We start from the raw sequence: 25,070 nt of genomic DNA on the forward strand, positions 1-25,070 counted from the left end.
GCTTTATTCTTTCAATTCGCCTCCTGTTTTTCGGGCAGATAACGCCAAAAGCGCCGCGGCATGTGCTGACGTTGTAATTTGAGGTTTTTACGCTCTTCAATAGTGATGTGCTTAAAGTACGAGCGCCATAGTTTTTGATAAAAATCTTCGCCCTCGTGCAGCAACTCCTCTTTTACCTGGCCGTTGTATGCATTAAACTGCTTTTTTGTAAGCACCACTTCTTCTACCTTATCGTTACCGTACAAAATTCCGTAGTTGCGCCGCAAATCATAAATCAGCCAGCGCTGGTCGGTAAAACGTTTTTGGTAGTGATTAATGATTAGCGGAATGACATCGTATTTAGGTTCGATACCACAAAAATACATCCGGTCTTTGGTGCGCTGAAACCGCACAAACTGCATCATTCGCATGGCCTCCTTTTTCACCTTTTGCGAGGCTTGTGTGAGATACAACACATCCGGATCGCCATAATCGGTTTCCAGGTTCAAATGCCCGCTGAACATACGACGTAAGAAGCGGTATATTTTCATCTCAATCCCCAGCTCTTCCGACAGGTAAGCATAAAACAATAGTTGTTTGTTTTTCCCCGACAGGTGTTTCTGAATGCCTTTCCAAACCCGCTCGGCTTTTTGGGGATCGGTTGCAATATCAATGCTTTCAACAAAAAGATAGCGCTGCTCGCCATAACGCGAACATATATCAACCGGAAAATCTTTCCGGCTGTAACAATCGAAAACGCAGGTTAAAAATCCCTCAAAAGTATTATCGTAGGTGTATATTTTCATGTAATCTTAAGAACATAAATTTTAGAAATCTTCATCCCCTCGCTCCTTCGTCGCGATACCCCCTTCGAAGGGGGATTTAGGGGGATGATTTACAGTTATCAAGCCTGCTACTTTTTAGCCACTAATGCAACATTGGCAGCACCGGTTTAAAATCGGTGAACAGCTTCAACTGCGTATCAAGCGACTTTTTGTATTTCGAATTCATTTCGCACAATAATTTGTGCTTTAATCGCTGCGGTTCCCATCCCATTCCCGGCGATGGTAGTTCGTTACACGTTATAAAATACTTGGCACGTTTCATCACTATCCCCAGTTTTTTAAGATGCAATGAATTTAGCCGGCGGTGTTTGCGCGCCAGGATAATCTTCTGTGCCGACTGCACCCCAACTCCGGGAATCCTAAGGATCATTTCGTAATCTGCACGGTTAATATCCACCGGAAACAGGTGCATATTTCGCAGGGCAAATCCCAGTTTCGGGTCAACGTCGAGATCAAGGAACGGCTGATCATCGCTTAATATCTCTTCGGCTTTAAAATGGTAAAAACGCATCAGCCAATCGCTTTGATACAGGCGGTTTTCGCGCACCAACGGCGGCCGGTTAATCGCAGGCAAACGCTCATCGTAACTGTTCACCGGCAGGTAGCCTGAAAAATATACGCGTTTAAGGTTTTGCTTTTTGTACAATCCCGACGACAGCAAAATAATCTGCCGGTCGGTTTCGGGAGTGGCTCCAACAATCAATTGTGTGCTTTGTCCGGCCGGAGCAAAACGAGGTGCCTTACGGTACTTTTGCCGTTCTTCCTTCGCCACCAAAATCGAATCGCGGATTTGCCCCATGGGCGTAACAATATCAGGGTAGTTCTTTTCCGGTGCCAGCTTTTTCAGGTTCGGCTCAGTCGGGATCTCCATGTTCACACTTAGCCGGTCGGCCCAGATCCCGGCCTCATGAATTAACTCGCGGCTCGCCCCCGGAATTGCTTTCAAATGGATATAGCCGTTGTAATTTTCTTCTTTACGCAATTTTTTAGCCACCAGCACCATTCGCTCCATGGTGTAATCAGGGCTTTTTATCACGCCCGAACTCAAAAACAATCCTTCAATGTAGTTTCGGCGGTAAAAACCAATGGTAAGGTCGACGATTTCCTGTGCCGTAAAAGTTGCCCGTGGACGGTCGTTCGTGCGGCGATTGATACAGTAAGCACAATCGTAAATACAATTGTTGGTCATCAGTATTTTAAACAGGCTCACACAGCGTCCGTCTTCGGTAAAACTGTGGCAAATGCCGCACGCCACACCACTGCCAATTCCTTTGCTGCTATTTGCCCGGTTGCTTCCACTCGACGCACACGACACATCGTATTTTGCCGCGTCGGATAATATTTTCAGTTTCTCATGTACGGATTCATTCATGCTCGTTTCATCTCATATTGTAGTTTGTAGTCAAAAAAATCCCCGGCGTTTATGCCGGGGATTAGGAACCTCAGTTCATTTTGGGTTTAAACATTTAGGAACATTAAGGAAATATGTTGATCAAAAACAAATACACTCTATTTTGATAATTATATTATCATTTTCGTCGATAATAAATTAATCATTTCTTTTTAAACTGCAAGAATATTTTTTACTTTTGAAGAAATAATTTTTCCCACATGAACTATTTTGGCAAGAATATAAAGCTGTTACGAAAAAGAAAAAAACGCACACAAAACGAGGTGGCTGTAGCGATGGAGTTAAAACGAACTTCGGTAAATGCACTCGAAAATGAGATCAGCCAACCTACAGTTTCGCACCTTCAGGCTTTTTCGAAATATTTTGGCATCGCCATCGACACACTGATTAATGTGGATTTGCAACAATTATCAGAAAGTCAGTTTGCCGATCTGCAAAATGGTTTTGATGTGTTTATACGCGGCTCCAAGTTGCGGGTAATTGCCACAACGGTTGATTCAGACAACAACGACAATATTGAGTTTGTAAACGAAAAAGCCAAAGCCGGTTATGTAAATTGTTTTGCCGATCCGGAGTACATCGGGAAACTTCCGGTTTTTCAGTTGCCATTTTTGTCGAAAGAAAAGAAATACAGGGCTTTTACCATCGAAGGCGACTCGATGTTGCCCATCCCCGCCGGATCGATCGTAATTGGCGAATTCATTCAGGATTTCTTCCATATAAAAAGCAACGATGCCTATATTATTGTTACGCGCGACGAAGGCATTGTTTTTAAGGTGGCACATAATAATATTAAAACCGAACGCTCGCTACACCTGGTTTCGCTGAATAAAGAATTTCAATCTTACGACTTGCCAATAGCAGAAGTTACCGAGGTTTGGAAATTTGTATGTTACCTGAATACCAAAATTCCGGAACCTGAAACTGACATCGATCGCCTGATGAAACAAATGGACGATATGCAACAGGCCATCAAAAAGCTCGGATCAAAAATTGGATAAGACCAAAGCAACTACTCTCGTTTTCCTTTCGTAACTTTAAAAAAGTTTGACACGGAAAATGCAGGAAGCTTTATTCTATAGCAAAATCACAAACGGACAAGTTCAGTGCGAACTCTGCCCGTGGAACTGTATTTTATCCGACAGCCAAACAGGAATTTGTAAAGTGCGAACCAACCACGGTGGCGTTTTAATCACCAACGTGTATAATAAAGTGACTGCGCTTGGTTCGGATCCCATCGAGAAAAAACCGCTTTACCATTTCCACCCCGGCAAAAACATATTATCGGTTGGCGAAGTGGGTTGTAACCTGCAATGCAGCTTTTGCCAAAACCACCGGATCTCGCAATGCAAAGCTTCTGAGTTCTCAGGCTTTCACAACATCAGCGCTGAGAAGATTGTAAAAGAAGCGCAAAAAACGTGGAACAATATCGGCATCGCATACACCTACAACGAACCTTTTACTTTTTACGAGTTTCTATTGGACACCGCACAACTGGCTCATTCAAAAGGGTTAAAAAATGTAGTGGTTTCCAATGGTTATATCAATAAAGAACCGTTGCAAAAATTGCTGCCATTTATTGATGCTTTTAATATCGATCTGAAAGCTTTCTCGAACCACTTCTATAAAAAATACACCAAAGGGAAATTGCAACCGGTTTTAAATACACTCAAACAAATTGCTGAGAGTCCGGCCCATCTGGAAATTACAACCTTGGTTATTCCAGGGTTGAACGATGACATAATAGAATTTAAAAACATGGTAAATTGGATGAGCAGCGAATTAGGAGACTCAGTTCCACTGCATCTTTCGCGCTACTATCCGCAATACAAGTTAAATGCACCCGCCACGCCAATTGAAACATTAGTTGAGTTGTACGATGTGGCCAAAACACAACTTCAACATGTTTATCTTGGAAACGTTAGCGACCAGGAACGATCAACCACTTATTGTACGAACTGCAACGCGCCGCTAATTTCACGAAACCACTACCATACAGATATTACAACGCTTGATGCGGATGGAAAATGTAAAAAATGCGGGACTTACGCTTCTGTAATTATTTAGCAAGCATTTCGTAAAGCACACCCTCGCGCAAGGCAAAATCGGTTTGCACGATCTGTTTAATTCCAATGGCAGAAATCAACGTTTCAATCAGGATTACTGCCGGCACAATCAGGTCGACACGTACATAATCCATTCCTTTCATTTGCAAACGTTCGTGACGGGTAGATTTCAGCAATTTTTCGTAAACCGTATAAAACTCTTCCAACGTAACGACTTGTGTTACCCGTTGTTTCTCCCCCGGATTTACCTCATCAATCATATCAGCAATCGTATCAAAAGCACCGGAGCAACCAATTAAAGTTGCAACCGTTTTTTCTTTACAGTTATGAATTGCCATTTGATGTTCGGCTGCAAAAAATTGCTGAAGTTCGCGAATCTGCTCATCCCTTATCGGGTCAGAAAGATCAAACGAATTAATGATCCGCGACATGCCTGTTGGCCGGCTTTCTTTCCAAAGAATTGCTTCTTGGTGGGTTAATATCAGCTCGTTGCTACCGCCACCAATATCAAGAATTACAGAAGGGAATTCAATTTTTTGAAAAGCCAGCAGAACACCTTTAAAAATGAGTTCAGCTTCTCGTTCGCCGGAAATAACTTCAACGGAACAAGAGCAAATCTTTTCAATTGCGGCTACAAATTCCTCCTTATTATCGGCTGTACGCACCGCCGATGTGGCAAAAACTTTTATTTCATCAACACCAAAAGTGTCCATCACCTTTTTATGCGAAACAAATGCTGCTTTTGTCCGAAAAGTAGCTTCATCGCTAATTTGATTATCCCTGATTTTTCCGTCGCCCAGTTTCACCATTTCCTTGCTTTGGTGCAAAAGCTTGAAGTCTGCACCATTTATTTCGGCAATAAGCAGGTTGCAGGTGTTGGTTCCTAAATCGATAACAGCAATGCGCATAAAATAATTTTGAGATGTTAATGGCGCCAAGTTAATACACCTTTGCTATAATATCCAAAGCTTTCGATTGATTTCATTCAGGTTTTCCGAACTGCCGCTATTTTTTAGTTCAGGCTGATTGTATTAATTTGCACAACAACATTTAAGTATGCAGCAGCAACTGAAACAAAAAATACAATCGCTCGGATTTCTCGATCACGCCATTCTTCCGGTTTCGTTTTTGGAGGAAGAAGAACCGCGCCTGAAAACGTGGCTCGAAAACGAGATGCATGGCGAAATGGGCTATATGAACCGCAATATCGACAAGCGTCTGAATCCTTCGTTGCTGGTTGAAAATGCGAAAACAATTATTGTTGTGCTGCTGAATTATTTCCCGGAAACAACGCAAGATGATCCAACAGCGCCGGTGCTTTCGAAATACGCTTACGGTACCGATTATCATTTTGTGATGAAAGACAAACTAAAGGAGTTACTTCAGTTTATTCAGGAAGAAATTGCACCTTGCACAGGACGACCTTTTGTTGATTCGGCACCGGTTTTAGAGCGCGCCTGGGCACGAAAAGCAGGTCTTGGCTGGGTAGGAAAAAACAGCAATCTCATTTCGCCGGAACACGGTAGTTTCTTTTTTATTGGCGAACTGATAATCGATATTGAACTACCTTATAACGACCCAAAACTGGTGCACGACCATTGCGGACGATGCACAAAATGTATTGATTCCTGCCCCACAAAAGCCATTGTTGCCGAGCGCGTGGTTGATTCCCGGAAATGTATCTCGTACCAAACCATTGAAGTGCGTGGCGAAATGGATGCCAATTTAAAAGGCCAGTTTGAAAACCGGGTGTTTGGCTGCGATATTTGTCAGGATGTGTGTCCCTGGAATTTAAAATCGGAACCGCACAACGAAGCAGGGTTAAAACCTCACCCCAAACTTTTAACACTTCAGAAACAGGATTGGGAAAATATGGAACGTCAGTTGTTTAACGAGCTATTTAAAAACTCGGCGGTAGAACGAACCGGTTATAAAGGGTTGCAACGAAACCTAAGATTTCTGAGAAATGACGAAGAAATTCAAATTTGAAACCATCCTGATCAACGGGCCGTTTAAAGGCGTTTATGCTGAATTTCCTTTTGACAGCCGGAAAGAATTTGGAACGAAACGACATGTGTGGTGCCAGGTTTCTATTGACAATCATGTTGTTTCAATGAATTTATTACCAAACGGAAAAGGCGGCCACTGGCTTCATCTGAAGAAAGAAATAAGGGATAAAATTGGTAAACGCGAAGGAGATAACGTAACTATTGAATTGCAACAAGCACTTAAGCCTCGTACGGTTGAAATTCCGGACTACCTGCAGTGGCTGCTCGACAACGACGGCGACATGAAGAAATATTTTGACAAGCTTCCCATATCCGGCAAGAAATTCTGGGTTCAGCATATTGAGGAATCAAAAAATGACGATACGAAAGTGGAGCGGATTAACCGCTTTTTTGAATTCCTTCACAAACATTATGCACATAAAAGCTGAGCCGGTCTCGCACAAAATCCTATTTTTGTTATTCAGAATTAACCTAAACTTTTAAAAATGAAAAATCTAACTTCTCTCATTTTTGCAGCAGTAGTTTTATTCACTGCTTCGTGTACACAAAAAAACCAACAAACAACAGCCACGCAGCAATCGCCAAATTTTGTGGTTATTTTTATCGATGATATGGGATATGGCGACCCTTGTTGTTATGGAGGTACGGGATACAGCACTCCAAATATCGACAAGCTTGCAGCAGAGGGTATGCGTTTTACCAACTTTTACGCCGCGCAACCTGTTTGCAGTGCTTCGCGGGCAGGGTTACTCACAGGGTGTTACCCTAACCGCATTGGAATTTCAGGCGCACTGTTCCCTTACAGCAAGGTGGGCATTAATCCGGATGAAACAACTATTGCCGAGATGCTGAAAGAAAAAGGTTACGCAACCGGAATTTACGGGAAATGGCATCTTGGACATCATAATGCGTTTTTACCACTTCAAAATGGATTTGATGAATATGTTGGGCTACCCTACTCCAACGATATGTGGCCACTATCCAATACCGGGCAAAAACTTCCTGAAGGACATGACCGGTTAAAGAACCCGCCTCTTCCGGTGATGCATAACAACGATGTGCTTTTTACCATTAACAGTTGGGAAGAACAAGACACACTTACCACTCTTTATACCGAAAAAGCGGTCGACTTTATTAACCGAAATGCCAACCAACCGTTTTTCTTATACCTGCCACATTCCATGGCACATATCCCTTTGGGTGTTTCCGATAAATTTCGCGGAAAAAGCGAGCAGGGTTTATACGGCGATGTAATGATGGAAATTGACTGGAGTGTTGGACAGATTGAAAAGGCGCTTGCTGAGAATGGGCTTAGCGAAAATACTGTTATTATTTTTACCACCGATAACGGTCCGTGGCTCAATTTTGGCAACCATGCCGGATCATCCGGGGGATTACGCGAAGGTAAAACCACCAGCTGGGAAGGCGGACAGCGTGTACCGTTTATTATAAAATGGCCAGGAAAAACTCCGGCAGGAACAATTTGTAATAAACTTGGCTGCGCCATAGATATACTACCCAGTTTTGCAGAGATAGCCGAAACATCGCTTCCTGATTTAAAAATAGACGGTACCAGTATTGCTGAACTTTGGAAAGGAAATACCACCGCCAATCCTCGCGAAACCATTTTGTTTTATTACGGCAAAAACAACCTGAATGGCGTTCGCAAAGGAAACTGGAAACTGGTTCTCCCCCATACATGGGCATCGTACAACACCGAACCGGGAAGAGACGGGAATGGTGGAAAGCGTATTCAAATGACCGTTGAAACACCCGAGCTTTATAACATGATGCGCGATCCGGGAGAACAGTACAATGTTATAGAATATTACCCGGAGAAAGCCGCCGAGTTGATGCAGGTAGTTGAAAAAGCACGTGCAGAACTGGGTGACTTAAACGTGGGAATGGAAAAAGGTTCGGGCAACAGGGATATTGGCAAGTTGTAGGCTTTCGCCCCTAACCGGAATCCTATTTGTTGATGTATAAACCTTCAAGGTTTTAAAAACCTTGAAGGTTTAAATTTAATCAGAACGGCTTAATCGTTAATTTATATTTTTTCACATCGGGCCGTACGCGGTATTTTTGCAGTTGGCGGATGGCCGTACCCCCAACTCCCGAAACTTCGTAATCCACATTCAGAATCGTAGCTGGAGCTTCCTCCAACTGGTAGGTGTACATGGCGCGCGACAAGTTATCGGTGGTGTATTTATGCAGGCTAAAATTCAGCCGTTCATTTCCTTGTATCAATAATCCACGATCGTCGTCGTTATGCACTTTTAGCCAGCGCACGTCGCTGCGGTTACCGTATTCCTGCGGGATAATGTAAGGCACATACATGGAGTCAGCAGTTGAATGATACAGACCAACTTTTGCCCCTGTTTTGCGGTCGGGGTAGTTTTCAAACGGGCCGCGGCCATACCATTGAACCTGGTTAAAACTTTTTGGCAACTGAAACTGTAGCCCAACCTTTTGCAACATTTCAGGCATTGGGCCATGCGGAATAACTTCCTGATCCAAGTGAATGCTTCCGTCGGCAGAAAATGTCCAGGTTTGTTTTTGCTCGAATGCCGAATAAAAAAACCACTGATCTTTTCGTCTGGCCGGATCGAGGCTTGAATTGGCAAATACAACCATTTTCAATGTCAACTCGTTGTCGCTCACCTGCAGCAATTCATAGTCGTCTACTTCTGAAACCAGATCGCGCATTCCCAGTGTTCGCAACTGGTTATCGATACTTCGTCCCATCCCCGGTGTAACATTGCTGTCGCCAAACATGTAACTCCCCCACGGATCGATATCGTTGGCAATTGGCGCACGCCAAACCATAAATTCAGGCCCGCCCTCGAGGTACTCGGTGCCTTTGTATTTTAATGATTCAAAACTTCCTGTTTTTTTACTAATGGAATAGCTAAAATCGTTGCCGTTTATCCGTATATAATTGTCATCCTCTGTGGCTGTTACCTTCTGGTTGTTCTCTTCCTCATCAACAAAATAAAAATCGGTTGGCACTGCAAACTGCTCCCAGGCAATTTCGTGGCCTTTTGGAGCCCAGTTCAGGTCTTCTTTTAACACAAACGAAACTTCCAGCAGACACTCCGTGGTTGATTCAATTCGTGGCCTGCGGTAATCAATAGTTACTTCACCTGTTTCGCCTGCCGGAATATCGCAATCAAAAAATCCGCGCTGACTGGTTTCGCCGTCTACTTTAATCTGCCAGAATCCTTCCAGCTCATTTAAATTTTTGAAATGATGACGATTGGTTACTTTCAACACACCGTTTTCAATGTCAATAGCTTCAATTTTTACCGGCTGCCCCGATCGTTTTATCTGGTTGATTTCAGGTTGAACCGTTCTGTCGGGCCAGATAATTCCGTAAGTTCTTCCGCCCAAACCAACAGCGTAAAAATCACCGTCTTTTTTATCTTCCTCAAAGTTCAGATGTAACACCAGCCCGTCTTTTTCCTTCTCAATATTATTAATATTTACAGCCCGGTTAAACACCCGCACATCGTCGATCACCATAAGCGACAAACGGCCTGAGTGTTCGCCCTGATCCTGCGTTTCGGCCTCGCGACCAATACAAAGCGGGAACGGTGTAGAGCTAATATTTCCCGAAAACGAAGTAGTGGCTACCCGTTTATTATCGATGTAAAGCTGCAGTTGGTTTCCGTTGTAAATACTGGTGATACGATGCCAGTTTTCATAAAAATTTTCACCAACTTTTGCTTTGGCAGAAATACGATCGTTTCCAAACACATAAAATTCAAGCGTTTCCTCATCGGCCATTTGAATACCATAACCGTGTGCTCCTTTGGCAACAAAAACATTGGACTGAGGAATTTCTGATGGTTTCACCCAAAAATCAATGGTTAGCTGATTTCCAGAGATATCCAGACTCGGGTCGCGGTAAAACTCCACCCAATCATCGTGTCCCGAGAATTCCAGTCCCCAACCATAAACGCCCTGCTGAAATAGGGGGCGTCCCATTATCTGTCCATCATTTTTTTGTGGCGACAGATCCGGCAATATCCAGCGTGGCGTTTTTATTCCGGGGCTGATCCAGTCCCAAATGGCACCACCTGTTAATCGAGGGTATTTCCAAATGTACTCCCAGTATTCGTCCATTCCGCCCAGGCCATTTCCTGTGGCAGCCAGGTATTCATCCATAAACGACGCGCGCATATCGTTGCCAGGTAACACTTTGCCCTGTGCAAGGTTTTTATAATCCACCGGAATCCAGTAACGCGGCCCCACCAAATCCTCGAAAGGAATATAAAAAGCGTTTCCGCCATACATCCACGCCGGGCGGCTCGGATCGATCGCTTTTCCTGTCTTAATTACTTCGTTGATATTTTGTCCGCTTCCCGATTCGTTTCCGGCACTCCAAACAATCACTGCCGGATGATTCCGGTCGCGGTATACCAGTTTCCGCGAACGGTCGCGATACATTTCGGTCCACTCCGGTTTTTCCGATAACCAGATATTGTTGTGCGCCTCATCGCCCACTTCATCAAAAATGTACATGCCCAGTTCATCGGCCAAAGCAATATATTCAGGTGTTGGCGGATAATGACAGGTTCGCACACAGTTAATGTTGTGCTGTTTCATCAGCAGCAAATCCTGCTTTAACGTTTCCAACGGTACCGCCTGCCCGTGTTCCGGATGATGCATGTGGCTGTTTACACCATTTAGTTTTACCGGAACGCCATTTACTGTTAAAATCTTATCCTTGTATTCCACCTCGCGGAAACCGATTTTTTGCGTGAAGGCTTCAGTAACTTTTCCATCAGCATTTTTTAGTTGCACCAGAAGAATAAAAAGGTTCGGAAACTCAGCCGACCACTGTGGCGGCTCAACCACCATAGCAGACAACTGCACCTTAACATATCCAATCGAATCCACTTCGAAATCTTTGCGAAGCGACCCATCTTTTAAAATTGTCCGGCCTTCCGAATCATAAACATCAACAACTATTTCACCCGATTCTGCTTCCGGCAACTGATTCTGAATATGGGTTTCCACCGTCAGATTTGCATCCTTATAATTTTCATCAAAGTCGGTTACCACATAATAATCGTGGATAAAAGTTTTTGGCTGGGCATACAATTTTACATCACGAAAAATGCCCGACAGTTGCCACATGTCCTGGTTTTCGAGGTACGAACCATCGGAAAAACGAATCACCTGAACCGACAGATCGTTTTCACCTTTCTTTATAAACGGTGTGATATTAAACTCAGCCGGTTCAAAACCGCCCTGATTGTATCCAACGCGTTGTCCGTTCACCCAAACATACGAGGCCGACTTAATACCCTCAAAACGCAACATCACCTCTTTGTTTTCCCAGCTTTCAGGAACGGTAAATTTCTTTTTGTAGCATCCGGTCGGATTGTAATAATCAGGAATATTCGGTGGATCATTCTCAAACGAGATGGCCACATTCCGGAATTTCGGATGCCCATAACCTTCCATTTGCCAGTTCGATGGAACTTTTATTTCATCCCATCCTGTTGTTTCAAAATCCGGCTGCCAAAAATCTACAGGCACTTGTTTTGGCGTTTCCACCCACTTAAACTTCCACTGGCCGTTTAGCAATTTATAGTTCGCGCATTTCTTTGGCATATTCTGAATGGCGTCATCAGCCGATGCGTAAGGAATATGAAATGCATGAGGTGCATTTTGTCCTTTTTCAAAAACGGCTGGATTTTGCCAGTCGTTTGGAAGGAAATCAACCTGCTGCGAAAAAGTACTGAGATAAAATGTGAGAATTAAAAACAAGGTGGTCGCTCGTTTCATCTGTTAAAAATTTTTTGATTTCTGAATGTTCATCCGCCAGCTGGCGGAGAATACATTCAGGAACTCACATAAATTTTTATCATTCTTCTTTGTGAATTTAGAATGAGGAAAATTCATGTTCGTTTCATCATAGTTATTGTTTGTCCGATTGTTACCCTTAAAAATACTTTTACTTCCCGAAAAAATACCATAAAGTTCAAATCTTTAACAGAAAAAATGGAAAATTTTATAATCCTCAATCAAAGTGGAATAGTATGAATTAATAACTTTGACTCCCAAAATATTTACGATGAAACCTATTCTGCTATTACCTGTTCTTTCGCTTGTATTTCTTTTTGCTTGTAACACTACTCCGCAAAAAAGCGCTGAAACAACACAACAACAAAGCCCAGCTATTCATACACTTGGTGATGATGGTGCGTGGTGCTGGTTTTCCGATCCGCGTGCGATATACACCGATGCCGATAAAATTGTTACCGGTTGGGTAAAAAAAGACGGATCGATTGAGGTGGCTTCCTTAAATCCGGAAACCGGTGATGCAAAATTCAAAACCATTTATTCGCAGCTTGAAGTTGACGATCATGATAATCCGGCTTTTACGATGCTTCCAAATGGAAACCTATTTACCATGTACGCCTGGCATTCAACAGGTAAAGGGGTTTTGAGCAATACCACAACAAAGGGTACTGATATTGGAAGTTTTGGAGAGAACGTGGTTTTCAAACCAAAAACCGAAGAATTGCTGACGAATTTTCCAAGAGAAACTTACACCTATGCCAATCCTTTTGTGTTAAGCGAAGAAGATAATAAACTGTTTGTGTTTGGCCGTTGGATTGGCTATAAACCCAACCTGATTATTTCGGAAGACAACGGCGAAAGCTGGAACGAACATTATGTGGTAATGAGCGATGTTCCGTTTACACACAACAACCGGCCTTACGTAAAATATCATTCCGATGGTAAATCAAAAATCCACATGATATTTACCGATGGGCATCCACGGAATGAACCAACCAACTCGGTTTATTATTGCTATTACGAAAAAGGTGCATTCTGGAAAGCTGACGGTACAAAAATTTGTGATCTCGGCGGTCTGCCGTTTCAGGTTACTGATGCTACTGTGGTGTACAAAGCCGATGAAGAAACCGGCCGTGGCTGGATTTGCGATATCGTTGAAAGAGAAGGTACACCTTACATATTGTACTCTCGTCACCCGCAGGAAACCGATCATCGTTACTATTACGCCTGGTACAATGCCGACACAAAAACCTGGGAAGACCATGAAATTTGCAAAGCCGGGAAATGGTTTCCGCAAACGCCAGAAGGCCAAACGGAGCGCGAACCGCATTATATGGGCAACATGACTTTCAACCCGAATAAACCCAACGAAATTTACCTGTCGCGAGAGATAAACGGCGTTTTTGAAATTGAAAAACGTACTACGGCCGATGGTGGAAATTCGTGGGACATTGAGCCAATTACGCAAAATTCAACATTGGATAATGTACGGCCATACATCCCCCGCTATCAGCCAAAAGATGCAAAAACAGTGGTATTATGGATGGAAAACAACAAGTACATTCATTACACCGATTACGATTGCAGCATAAAGTACTACATTGAACCTTAGAAAGATTAAATCATTGGGCATTGGGTTCATAGATTTCTAATCTTGATTAACGATTTTTGATTGCAGAAGAAATGGCAGATTGAAAGGTCATGAGTCATTGAACTTTTTAAATTTGGCAATTTAACAGTTTTCAATCTTGAGCCATTTTTTCTAAAATAGCATCTTTTTGCCTATTTCTTTTCCAATCAGAATTAAAAGTATAATTTTGCGTGTACGCTAACGGAAATCTATTAACTAATAAAATTATTTCATGAAACATCTATCAACTGCGGCCGCCGCACTGGCAATTCTGTTTTCAGCATGCACGGGCAGCAACCAAAAATCAACTAATTCTGAAAAAGAAAAGAATATGTTTACGGGAGCAAAAGGAGAAGTGAAAATTATGACCCTCGACCCGGGACATTTTCATGCAGCTTTGGTGCAAAAATCGATGTACGACCAGGTTGATCCGCTTGTAAACGTTTATGCACCTGATGGTGCAGATGTAGAGGATCACCTGAAACGAATTGAAGGCTACAACACACGCGCAGAAAATCCTACTTCGTGGGTAAAAAAGGTTTATAAAGGTGAAGATTACCTTGAAAAAATGCTGGCAGAAAAACCCGGCAACGTTATGGTAACGGCAGGAAATAACAGGAAAAAAACCGATTATATTTTAAAAACTGTTGAAGCCGGAATTAATGTGCTGGCCGATAAACCAATGGTAATTACGCCGGAGGAATTTTCGAAACTTGAAAAAGCATTTCAGGTGGCCGAGGAAAATGGGGTTTTGTTGTACGATATTATGACCGAGCGCCATGAAATTACCACCATGTTGCAGCGCGAATTATCGCAACTTCCTGAGGTTTTTGGCACGCTTGTGAAAGGAACTGAAGAAGAACCTGCAATAACAAAAGAAAGTGTGCACCACTTCTTTAAATATGTTTCGGGAAATCCGCTAAAACGTCCGGCATGGTTTTTCGACACAAATCAACAAGGCGAAGGTATAGTTGACGTAAATACCCACCTGGTTGATCTGATCCAGTGGGAAGCTTTTCCTGAAGTTATTTTATCGAAGGAAGATGTTGAAATTGTTTCAGCCCGTCGCTGGACCACCGATCTTACTCCCGAGATGTTTAAAAAGGTCACCTACCTTGATGAATATCCGGAATATTTGAAAAAAGATGTTGACGGGGATATTTTAAAAGTATACTCTAACGGAGAGATCAATTACAAGCTTAAAGGAATTCATGCCAAAGCATCGGTAATCTGGAATTTTCAGGCTCCGGAAGGTGCGGCTGATACCCACTACTCGATTATGCGTGGAACCAAATGTAACCTTGAAATTATTCAGGGAGAAGCAGAAGGTTATAAGCCAAAACTGTACATTGAATCGACCAACGCTGATGTGAAAGAATTTGCCGGAAGCCTGAATAATGCTGTTACCGGCCTTGCAGAAACATACCCGGGGATCGCTGTAGAAAAAATTGGCGATAACAGGTGGATAATGAATATTCCGGAAGAGTACAGTGTGGGTCACGAAGCTCATTTCGGACAGGTAACCGAAAAATATCTGAAGTATTTAGTTGATGGTAAACTTCCGGAATGGGAAGTACCAAATATGATTGTAAAATACTACACCACTACCGAAGGTTTGAAGGCTGCTTTAAATAACGAATGATGATTAACGAATGTCGATTGCAGATTTAAGAAGTATCTTCCTTAATAATAATCTGTCATCAAAAATCATTAATCGATATACTCAAACCGGGTACCATTGATTTCAATAATTTTGAAAAAAAATAAGGGTTTCACTGTTCGTGAAACCCTTAATAATATTGGCCGCGCAAATCTTTTAAATCTGCGTTCTCAGCGTTCTAATCTCTTAAATGAATAAATTCAAATTCGACTGGTCAGCTTCTTCCAAATAAGTAGCCACACCGCCAATTTCAACACCTCCCATCAGCTCTTCTTTGTCAACGCCCATAACATCCATTGACATTTGGCAGGCAATCATTTGCACTCCGTTTTCCATGGCTGTTTGCAGCATGTCTTCCAGCGAGTCCACTTTTTTAGCCAGCATGCGCTTTTTCATCATTTTAGCACCCACTCCCATCATGTTCATTTTCGAGAGTTTCAAATCGCCGGCATCTTTGGCCATCATCGAACCAAACATTTTGCTCATTATGTCCTTTTCAACATGTGGCTTGTCTGATTTTTTGATCACGTTCAATCCCCAGAAAGTGAAGAACAAAGTTACCTTGCTTCCCATGGCTGCCGCTCCGTTGGCAATTACCAGCGATGCCAGCGCACGATCCATGTCGTCGCTAAAAACCACCATGGTTTTATTTTTTGCCGGTGCCGCACTTGTCTTCTTACTGCTTTCCTCTTGTTTTTTACCTTTTTCAATCAGGGCTTTTACTTTTCCCTTTTCAGCAGAAACCGAAACCAGTTTATTACCGGTCATGTTACACCACGACTTCACATCTTTCATAAAACCCATGTCGGTGGCAATTTGCTCCAATCGCTCCCCGGGTTTAATATTTTCAATTTCCTGTTTCAGCTTCAAAATCGGGCCGGGACACTGCAAACCGCAAGCATCAACCTGAATGGTTTTTACCGCCACTCCTTCATTAACTAACTGTCCATTATCCGCCTTCCCGCGATAGATGTGATCGTTTTTGGTAATGTAGTTGGCCTCGAAAATATCTTCGTTACTCTGTTTGCAAATCGAGTGCTCGTAAGTTTTGTATCCACCGCTGAGGTTGTAAACCTCGCTAAAACCCGATTGTGTAATAATCCGGCAGGCAATGTAACCGCGCAAACCAACGCCGCAATAAACAATTATCTTTTTGTCTTTTGGCAACTCATCCAATCGTCCACGCAAATCGTCAACCGGAATATTCACTGAACCCTCAATATGTCCCAGTTCATTTTCTGCTGCAGTGCGAACATCAAGCAATACAATGTTTTCTGAATGGAAGTTATGAATCTCATCCCAGCTTACGATTTTAAGTTTGCCGCTCACGATATTTTCTGCCGCAAACCCCGCCTGGTTTACCGGATCTTTTGCCGATGAGAATGGAGGGGCATAAGCGTGTTCAATATCCTGCAGATCGTAAATGCTTCCACCTTGTTTCAGTACGGTTGCAATCAGGTCGATTCGTTTGTCAACTCCTTCGTAACCGATCATTTGCGCTCCATACAATTTTCCGTTTTCAGGGTGGAAAAGGATTTTCAGCGTATATGGCAAAGCATCGGGATAATAACCGGCATGCGAGGCACCGTGAATGATATTTGCTGTGTAAGGCATCATTTCATTCTTCAGCGTTTTTTCAGGAATACCGGTTGATGCCACAGTAATATCGAACACTTTGGCAATTGCCGTTGCGATGGCACCTTTGTACTTCCGCGTGTTTCCGCTAACAATATTGTCAGCAACAATACGGCCTTGTTTGTTGGCCGGACCAGCCAGATAAATATTGCTCAGTTTTCCTGTTATCGGATGCGGGAAAGCCATCGCATCACCCAGTACATAAATATTCTCATCGTTGCTCAGCAAGTACTCGTTGGCAATAATTCCGCCATTAGGAGCGAGTTCCAATCCGGCTTCACGAGCCAGTTTATTCTCAGGTTTTACTCCAATCGACAGAATTACCAGATCCGTTTCAATCTGTCGTCCCGATTGCAAGGTAACATTCAATACGCCACCTTCACGTTTAAATGAAGTAACACCGTCTTTTAAGAAGAACTCCACCTGTTTGGTTTTCAGGTGCTGGTGAACTACTGCCGCCATTTCGTAATCGAGCGGCGCCATCACCTGTTTGGCCATTTCCACGATCGACACTTTCATTCCCAGATGATGCAAGTTTTCAGCCATTTCTAACCCAATAAAACCGGCGCCAACTACAACGGCTCTTTTAGGTTGATGGTCGTTGCAGTAGGCCTTAACCTTATCGGTATCGGCAACATTGCGTAAGGTAAAAATCGATGGATCTTTAATTCCGGAAATCGGAGGTTTGATCGGTTCTGCGCCCGGCGACAATACCAGCTTATCGTACGATTCAGTGTAATCCTCGCCGGTTTCCACATTGCGAACAACAACCGCCTTATTTTCGCGATCAATTTTTACCACTTCATTAAAAACCCGAACCTCAACGTTTAGGCGGGCTTTAAAACTCTCGGGTGTTTGCAAAAGCAATTTTTCCCGATCTTTAATAACATCTCCGATATAATAGGGCAATCCGCAGTTTGCATATGAAATATGTGCTCCACGTTCAAACATTATTATCTCCGCCTGCTCGTCTAATCGACGCAGCCTGGCCGCCACTGTTGCACCACCGGCAACTCCTCCAATGATTAAATATTTAGACATTTCGTATTGTTATATGTAGATATCTATATTTTTAGAGCACAAAAATATATAATTAACTTTTGCTCATTTTAAACACAAATGGCGGGTGGTAAAAATTAACACAAATTTATCAGTCAAAAGTCATGACTTTGAAGGAACGGATTGGAGCAAAAAAAAACAGCTCTTTCAAAATGAATTAAAAGAGCTGTTTCTCTGAGAAGTAATTTTCTAAACTATTTAACCGGCTTATCAACAACCAAGCGTTTCGTTTGATTGGCCAGCTTGTAAGCTACCGAAAACGCATACTGTGTAACCCTTTTCATTTTATGGTAATCGATTTTATCCAGCTCATCGGTAATTTCATGATAATCGTCGTGCAGACCGGTTGACAAGCCAAGAATCGGCACACCGTTTTTATAAAAGTGGTAGTAATCACTGCGGGTTAAAAAGGCTTTTGTCAATTCATCGCTCGGTACAAGTCCCAGGTCTTCACAAACCTCATCGCTGATATCCAGCAGCTCGGAACTTTGCCTTCCCGAAATAATGTACATTCCGTTAGGACCTGCCAGACTTTTTGAGTTCACATCCACTGAATCCAGTTCCGTTTCTGCCGAGCGACCGATCATATCAAGGTTAATATCCACCAGTGTATTTTCCATCGGTATAACCGGATGCTGTGAGTAATAATCAGAACCCAGCAGCCCCTTTTCTTCGCCGGTTACCCATGCAAAAACGATGCTTCGTTTGGGTTTCTTTTTCATGCTCTGAAATGCCTCGGCAATTTCCAACAGGGCAACAGTACCTGATCCGTTGTCGTCGGCACCATTATAAATACCGCCTTCGCCGTCGGTTCCCAGATGGTCGTAATGCGCGGTAAAAACAATGCACTCTTTCTTTAATTCCGGATCGCTGCCTTCAACCACTGCGATGACATTCTTTCCGACAATTGATTCATTTGCTTTAATCAGGTAAATTTCTGTCGTCAGGTTGTTTATGGCAAATGATTTTGGGCGCTCACTTTTGCTGATCTCCTGTTGTAAACCGGCTAAAGTTTTCCCTGATCCTTCCAACATTTTATTACCCAGTTCTTCCGTTCCAAAGATCAATCTTATAGGAAGAATAAGCGAGCTTTTTGCTCCTTTTAGGGTCAGACTACCACCGGTTGCATATTTTCGTATACTTTCAATGTATTCGGGATTTGGATTCATTGGATCGTTCACCAAAAGCACCGCTTTTGCGCCTCCCATCATGGCTCTCGACATTTTTTTCATTTCGGTATCCATGTCAGGCCCGGATCCTTCTTTAGCCTGTTCGAGGGTGCGGGTCATCACCAGCACAATCTTACCCTTTAAATCCAGGTCTTTTGTATCATTGTATTTTGTATCCTCGTTGTACCAACCATAACCGGCAAACACCACTTCGCCCGAAATGGTGTCGTTTTTTGGAGGCCCTCCCAGCGAAAAAATATCTTTTGTTTGGTAACTTTTATTTCCGTTGGCGTCTTTTAAACTTAATACCGTCTGGTCAGGATCAGGTGTTACAGCCTGCAATTCAACATTTTGGAAATAGCCTTCAACTCCGGGAGTCAGTCCCATTTTTGCACATTGAGCTTTCAGGTAATCCGCGGCGAGATCAAGTCCCGGCGTTTCGGTAAAAAAATCGCGACCGCGCATATTATCGCCGGCAATAAATTCCAGGTGTGCTCTCAGGTCATTCTCGGTAATGGTTTGTAATTCGTTTTTTTGAGCAACAGCCACTATCGAAACTGCTACACAAAGCAGTGTGAAAAGAAGTTTGGTGTTCATGTTCTTCGGTTTGAAATATTATGATTAAAACTCTATATCTTTTTTGTTGCCCAAATCAAAACCTACTAAAAAGCAAAGATCGGCAACACGTTTTATTTTTTCAAAGTTTATTCTTTCAATCTCATCACCAACTTTGTGGTAATCGGCATGATAACCGGTGGCATAATTTAAGATAGGTACACCATATTTGTGGAAATGGTAATGATCGCTGGCACGTAAAAAACGCTCTTTTGGTAAACTGGTGTCGGGAACCAATCCCAACTCGGCACAGTGTGTTGCATTTATTTCAGCCAATTCGGGCCACACATCGTTCGAAAGGGTGTACAATCCATCAAAGTCTTTCACTTTTTTGGGCGAATCTTTCCAAACATCGTCGCGTGGGCCATCGTAAACGCGGCCTACCATATCAAGATTAATGGAAGCCACAGTTTTATCCAGCGGAAACAGCGGATGATCGCAATAGTAACTCGAACCGAAATGCCCTTTCTCTTCGCAGGTTACCCACAGAAAAACAATACTTCGTTTCGGTTTTACTTTTAACGATGCAAAAGCTTCGGCCACTTCCATAATGGCCACTGTTCCCGATCCATTGTCGTCGGCGCCGTTGTATACATCACCATCTTTTCCAACTCCCAAATGATCGTAGTGCGCCATAAATACAACATATTCGTTCTTTAAAACCGGATCTGATCCTTCAACATATGCAACAACATTTTTTGCTTCCAGCAATTCAGGTTCTGCTCCTGATTTAAGGCTCAGTGTTTCCGCAACTTCAGTAACTGCCTCCGATCCGGCAGCCACCTTTTCAAGGTACTTAAGGTATTGTCCTTTTTTACCCAGCAAGGCATCGGCAACTTTTGAGGTGGCCAGTAAAACGGCAGGTTGCGTGGTAATATCGTCGTTGGTTTTTACGCTGTACCCCGACCTACTCATCCAGCCTTGCAATTGCTTAAAGGTTTTATTTTCCGTGTCTTTCGGATTGGTAATCATCAGCAAAGCTTTCGGTTGCTTTTCCAATATGGCACTTATTTTTGTGCTCTCTACACTGTTTTGCCACTCAAATTTTTCTTCGCCTAAAAACGATTCAGCACTTCCCTGAGCTACAATTACAAGCTTGTCATTTATATCCAGCGAATCAATATTTTCGCCAAAACCAATAAATGTAACGGGTTCCTCATCAAGACTAAAAATGCCGGAAGTCTGGGTCAGTTTTACCAGCTCTTCCGACCGGTAAACCGACTTCCCCTTTTTATTTTTTACTTCAATAAAATCATCTGTGCCCGGTACGGTGTGTAAAATCGGAACTATCTGAAAATAGTTATCTACAGCAGGTTTCAGCCCAATTTCTTTTGCATAAGCGGCCAGATAGTTCGCCGTTATTTCAAGGCCATCAACTTCGGTACCCAATGCGCGTCCCTGCAATTCATCAGACGCAATAAATGTGAGGTATTCTTTTAATTCAGGAATATCAATTTTCGACAATGCTTCGTTCTGCGCACTGGCCGAAAAAAGAAACGCCAGGAGGCTAAAATAAACAAGTACAGTTTTACGTATTAACATACGGGTGATTTTAAAAAATGAAGTAAATATTATCTTTGTATAGAAGCGAATTTAACAATTAAGCGAATACAGGCAAGCTATAAATAACAATTTGACACCTTTAAATGTGAATTCTTAACCATACTTCAAAATTTCAGGAAAAATGAAAACAATCAAAACACTTTCGGTAATTCTTTTAACCGTTTCGTTATTACTGCTGATCCCATCGTGCGCCGTTAATCCGGTTACCGGACAGCGACAGCTCATGTTGATGTCGGAAGAGCAGGAAGTTGCACTGGGAACGCAATACGACCCGACGGTAATTTCAACATTTGGTTTATATGAGGATGAAGCATTGCTGAATTTTATTACCAAAAAGGGAACAGAAATGGGGAAGATTTCGCATCGCCCTAACCTGCAATACCATTTCAGGCTCTTGGATTCGCCGGTGGTAAATGCTTTTGCCGTGCCGGGCGGATACATTTATTTAACCCGCGGAATTTTAGCCCAGTTTAATAACGAAGCTGAATTGATGGGTGTTTTGGGACACGAAATGGGACACGTTACCGCTCGCCACACGGCGCAACAACAAACGAGGCAACAACTTAGCCAGGTTGCCCTTGCCGCCGGAATGGTAGCCGTACCCGAAGTGGCACAGTTTGCCAATGAAGCTATGGCCGCAATGCAACTTCTATTTTTAAGTTTTAGCCGTGCCAACGAACGAGAAGCCGACCGACTGGGCGTTGAATACTCATCGAAGATTGGCTACGATGCCAATAAAATGGCCGACTTTTTTGAGGTGTTGAACAAAATGCAGATGGCAAGCAGCCACGAAGGTGTTCCCACCTGGATGTCGACACACCCCGATCCGGGGCAGCGAAATATTGCGGTAAAACAAACTACTGCTGAGTGGCAAGCTCAATTGCCCCAACAGAATTACGCGGTAAACACCGACGAATATCTTAAAATGATCGATGGAATTGTGTATGGGGAAAATCCACGCCACGGTTTTGTTGAGAACAGCATGTTTTATCACCCCGATCTGGCCTTTCAATTCCCGATACCCAAAAACTGGACACTGATCAATTCACCGCTTCAGGTGCAGATTGTTCCTGAAGACAAAAATGCGGCTATGATTTTTGAGCTGTCGCAGGAAAAAGGTGCCGACGCGGTTGCACAAAAAACGATATCCGACTTAAAACTTACGCTGGTAGACAAAAGCAACCTGACTCTGAACGGCCTGAATGCTGTTGCAACAATTTCGGACCAGGTATCGCAAAACGATGCAGGTCAAGAGCAGGTGGTAAAAATCCTGTCGTATTTTATCGAAAAAGATGCAATGGTTTATACCTTCCATGGCCTTTGTTTGGATGCGAATTTTAGCAACTACAAACCCGCGTTTGAGTCGACAATGAAAAACTTTGCGCGACTTACCGATGCTTCGAAACTGAATATCAAACCCGACCGGATAAAGGTAATTTCTATCAATAGTGCAACGGTTTCGTTAAAAGATGCTTTCGCTTATTACAAAGTTCCGCAAGATAAATTCGAAGAAATGGCCTTACTAAACAACCGCGAATTGAGCGATGTGTTGAAACGTGGAGATATGATTAAAATTTTAGGAAAATAAATTAAAATTCAGAAAACAACTTTTATTAAAATGAAAAAGACATTACAAACAATTGTATTAACAGCCATCTTCGCTGTTACAGGTATTTTTATTGGAAACGCCCAGGAACTGGGGGTGCGTTTTGGAGATGTTTCGGCCGGTAGCGTTGCTATTGACGGAATTTTTTCGACAGGAGAATTTAACCGCCTGCATGCCGACCTTTCGTTTGGCGATGGTGTTGCTGCCGACCTGCTTTGGGATTTCCTGTACCGCCCGATAACCGACGAAGCATTTAACTGGTATATGGGCGTTGGACCGTACCTGGCAATTTTAGATGAAACGGTGTATAAGGAGGGCGTAAAAGACAGCGAAACCAATTTTAACCTGGGGGCTGCCTTTGAAATCGGACTTGAATACCGCTTTGTGAATATCCCGATCGCCCTTGGGCTTGACTACCGCCCGTCGCTGGAAGTTATCGACGAAACCAGCCTCCACTGGGGAGGTTTTGGTTTGAATATCCGCTATGTGTTTGAATAAACCATTGAAGTAAAATAAAAAGAAAAGCGTGCCAGTGGCACGCTTTTTTTATGCTGTAATTTTTCGTTAGGATTGAACCCTATTCCGGTATTGGTTTATTGTTTTTAATAGCGTCCGTTGCCTCACCAGCCATTGCTAAAATCGTTTCCACCACTTTGGGATTCTTATCAGCAACATTTTCTTTCTCACCCGGGTCGTTTTCTACATCGTATAGATGTGCTTTATCCAAATTTCCTGTCCAGTGTTCTCCCGGCAAAATCAGTTTCCAGTTTTTGTATCTGACGCTCATTAGCTTTCCTGTTGCTGTAAAACCATACACAGCCTTATGAGGTGCAGCAACTCCTGCTTCATTTTTCATGAGAGGCAAAATATTTTTACCATCGATTACCCTGTCGGCAGGAATTTCCGCACCGGCAATGTTGGCAAAAGTGGTAAACAAATCCATTCCGGTTACCGGCACATCGCATTCCGTCTCAGCAGGAATTACATCCGGCCATTTCATAATACACGATACCCGGATTCCACCTTCGTAGCGCTCCTGGTATTTGCCTTCGCGCAAAATATGTTCGCGGTCAGGGTCGGTAAAACCAAATTTGCCATAGCAATTTTCCAATTCTTCGTCGCGGTGCACCAAAGGGCCATTATCCGATGTAAATACAATAATGGTATTGTCTTCAATTTTCAGTCGCTTTAAAGTATTTAGAATGATGCCAACCGAACGGTCGAGGTATTCAACAGCGTCACCATAGGCAGCCGCTTTGCTTTGCCCTTCGAAACCTTTTGGCACAAACCAGGGCGTGTGCGTCTCAATATTCGCATATTGCAGGTAGAACGGTTTTTCCTCCTGTGTTGCTCTGTAAATAAACTTGCAGGCTTCGCGTGTAAATAATGCCGGCAACTCGGCCAGATCATTATTATCACATCGCTTTATAATCTGTGCCTGCTCGATCAACGGAATTTCCGGATCGCTGATGCCATTTGGCCGCCATCCCGAATTTCCGATGCGCTCCGGGCCATGGTCGTTGGGATAAGGAATTCCCAGAAACTCGTCGAAACCATGAACACAAGGCAAATATTGCGGCAAGTGCCCTAAATGCCATTTCCCATATAATCCGGTCGTGTAGCCCTGTTCTTTCAGCAATTCGGTGATTGAAACCTCCAGCTCGTCTTCCAGTCCGTGTTTCGAATGTGGAAACAATACGTACAAACCAGTGCCATTATTTACCCTTGGCGCATACCTTCCGGTTAAAGTGGCTGCCCGCGATGGGGTACATGTGCCGTGTGGCGCGTAAAAACTCGTAAATTTCATTCCTTCTGCCGCCAGCTTATCCAGGTTGGGCGTATTAATGTCTTTCGAGCCAAAACAACTCAGGTCGTCAAAACCCACATCATCGGCAAGAATATGTATGATATTGGGCTTCTTCACATCTTGAGCCTGAACTTTTGCAAGTGAGAAAATCCCACAAAACAATAACAACAGTTTAATTTTGAAATTCATGATTAATGGATTT

17 protein-coding genes are annotated in these 25,070 nt (G+C 43.0%); 9 read left to right on the plus strand and 8 right to left on the minus strand.

What is annotated here, in order from left to right:
* Positions 1-11: 11 nt before the first annotated feature.
* Both G4420_RS03510 and G4420_RS03515 read right to left on the minus strand, forming a co-directional pair.
* Complete coding sequence (locus G4420_RS03510; RefSeq protein ID WP_163322192.1) at positions 12-785, minus strand: TIGR03915 family putative DNA repair protein; 774 nt, start codon at positions 783-785, stop codon at positions 12-14.
* Between the two features lie 121 nt (positions 786-906).
* Positions 907-2,196 carry a putative DNA modification/repair radical SAM protein gene (locus G4420_RS03515; RefSeq protein WP_163322193.1) on the minus strand — a complete coding sequence of 430 codons (1,290 nt, stop codon included), beginning with the start codon at positions 2,194-2,196 and terminating at the stop codon, positions 907-909.
* A gap of 239 nt (positions 2,197-2,435) precedes the next feature.
* Between G4420_RS03515 and G4420_RS03520 the strand changes: the two genes are divergently transcribed.
* A complete protein-coding gene (locus G4420_RS03520; protein WP_163322194.1) occupies positions 2,436-3,236 on the plus strand; it encodes an XRE family transcriptional regulator in 801 nt (266 codons plus the stop codon).
* Positions 3,237-3,282: 46 nt separating this feature from the next.
* Entirely contained in the window at positions 3,283-4,302 is a 1,020-nt protein-coding gene (gene amrS, locus G4420_RS03525; RefSeq protein ID WP_204273582.1) for an AmmeMemoRadiSam system radical SAM enzyme, read from the plus strand.
* On the opposite strand, the gene G4420_RS03530 is transcribed toward amrS, so the two are convergent.
* Entirely contained in the window at positions 4,295-5,209 is a 915-nt protein-coding gene (locus tag G4420_RS03530; protein ID WP_163322195.1) for a Ppx/GppA phosphatase family protein, read from the minus strand. The genes amrS and G4420_RS03530 overlap by 8 nt on opposite strands.
* Positions 5,210-5,357: 148 nt before the next feature.
* Between G4420_RS03530 and queG the strand changes: the two genes are divergently transcribed.
* Genes queG through G4420_RS03545 form a run of 3 tightly spaced genes read left to right on the plus strand, consistent with a single transcriptional unit; the run spans position 5,358 to position 8,256 of the window.
* A complete protein-coding gene (queG, locus tag G4420_RS03535) occupies positions 5,358-6,290 on the plus strand; it encodes a tRNA epoxyqueuosine(34) reductase QueG (RefSeq protein WP_163322196.1) in 933 nt (310 codons plus the stop codon).
* Positions 6,268-6,738 carry a DUF1905 domain-containing protein gene (locus G4420_RS03540; protein WP_163322197.1) on the plus strand — a complete coding sequence of 157 codons (471 nt, stop codon included), beginning with the start codon at positions 6,268-6,270 and terminating at the stop codon, positions 6,736-6,738. The genes queG and G4420_RS03540 overlap by 23 nt, the downstream gene beginning before the upstream one ends.
* A gap of 57 nt (positions 6,739-6,795) precedes the next feature.
* Complete coding sequence (locus G4420_RS03545) at positions 6,796-8,256, plus strand: sulfatase family protein (RefSeq protein WP_163322198.1); 1,461 nt, start codon at positions 6,796-6,798, stop codon at positions 8,254-8,256.
* A 79-nt stretch (positions 8,257-8,335) separates the two neighbouring features.
* Here the strand turns inward: G4420_RS03545 and G4420_RS03550 are convergent, their stop codons facing one another.
* Positions 8,336-12,106 carry a beta-galactosidase small subunit-related protein gene (locus G4420_RS03550; protein ID WP_163322199.1) on the minus strand — a complete coding sequence of 1,257 codons (3,771 nt, stop codon included), beginning with the start codon at positions 12,104-12,106 and terminating at the stop codon, positions 8,336-8,338.
* A 289-nt stretch (positions 12,107-12,395) separates the two neighbouring features.
* Here G4420_RS03550 and G4420_RS03555 point away from each other — a divergent pair, with 289 nt between their 5' ends.
* Both G4420_RS03555 and G4420_RS03560 read left to right on the plus strand, forming a co-directional pair.
* Positions 12,396-13,736 carry a BNR-4 repeat-containing protein gene (locus G4420_RS03555; RefSeq protein WP_163322200.1) on the plus strand — a complete coding sequence of 447 codons (1,341 nt, stop codon included), beginning with the start codon at positions 12,396-12,398 and terminating at the stop codon, positions 13,734-13,736.
* Positions 13,737-13,986: 250 nt separating this feature from the next.
* On the plus strand, positions 13,987-15,396 hold the full coding sequence (locus tag G4420_RS03560) for a putative oxidoreductase C-terminal domain-containing protein (RefSeq protein WP_204273583.1): 1,410 nt from the start codon (positions 13,987-13,989) through the stop codon (positions 15,394-15,396).
* A 204-nt stretch (positions 15,397-15,600) separates the two neighbouring features.
* Here G4420_RS03560 and G4420_RS03565 read toward each other — a convergent pair whose 3' ends face one another.
* From G4420_RS03565 to G4420_RS03575, 3 genes are all read right to left on the minus strand, one after another.
* Positions 15,601-18,090 (minus strand): FAD-dependent oxidoreductase, encoded by a 2,490-nt coding sequence (locus tag G4420_RS03565; protein WP_163322201.1) that lies wholly within the window; start codon positions 18,088-18,090, stop codon positions 15,601-15,603.
* Positions 18,091-18,302: 212 nt separating this feature from the next.
* Positions 18,303-19,874, minus strand: a complete 1,572-nt coding sequence (locus tag G4420_RS03570; RefSeq protein ID WP_163322202.1) for a M20/M25/M40 family metallo-hydrolase — start codon at positions 19,872-19,874, stop codon at positions 18,303-18,305.
* Between the two features lie 24 nt (positions 19,875-19,898).
* Positions 19,899-21,434, minus strand: a complete 1,536-nt coding sequence (locus tag G4420_RS03575) for a M28 family metallopeptidase (RefSeq protein WP_163322203.1) — start codon at positions 21,432-21,434, stop codon at positions 19,899-19,901.
* Positions 21,435-21,576: 142 nt separating this feature from the next.
* Here G4420_RS03575 and G4420_RS03580 point away from each other — a divergent pair, with 142 nt between their 5' ends.
* Entirely contained in the window at positions 21,577-23,043 is a 1,467-nt protein-coding gene (locus G4420_RS03580) for a M48 family metalloprotease (protein ID WP_163322204.1), read from the plus strand.
* Between the two features lie 30 nt (positions 23,044-23,073).
* The gene (locus G4420_RS03585) at positions 23,074-23,559 is read left to right on the plus strand and encodes an outer membrane insertion C- signal (protein ID WP_163322205.1); all 486 of its coding nucleotides are present in this window, start codon (positions 23,074-23,076) and stop codon (positions 23,557-23,559) included.
* Between the two features lie 79 nt (positions 23,560-23,638).
* Here the strand turns inward: G4420_RS03585 and G4420_RS03590 are convergent, their stop codons facing one another.
* The gene (locus G4420_RS03590; protein WP_163322206.1) at positions 23,639-25,057 is read right to left on the minus strand and encodes a sulfatase family protein; all 1,419 of its coding nucleotides are present in this window, start codon (positions 25,055-25,057) and stop codon (positions 23,639-23,641) included.
* Positions 25,058-25,070: the final 13 nt, after the last annotated feature.

Source organism: Draconibacterium mangrovi (assembly GCF_010586825.1).
Lineage (GTDB): Bacteria > Bacteroidota > Bacteroidia > Bacteroidales > Prolixibacteraceae > Draconibacterium > Draconibacterium mangrovi.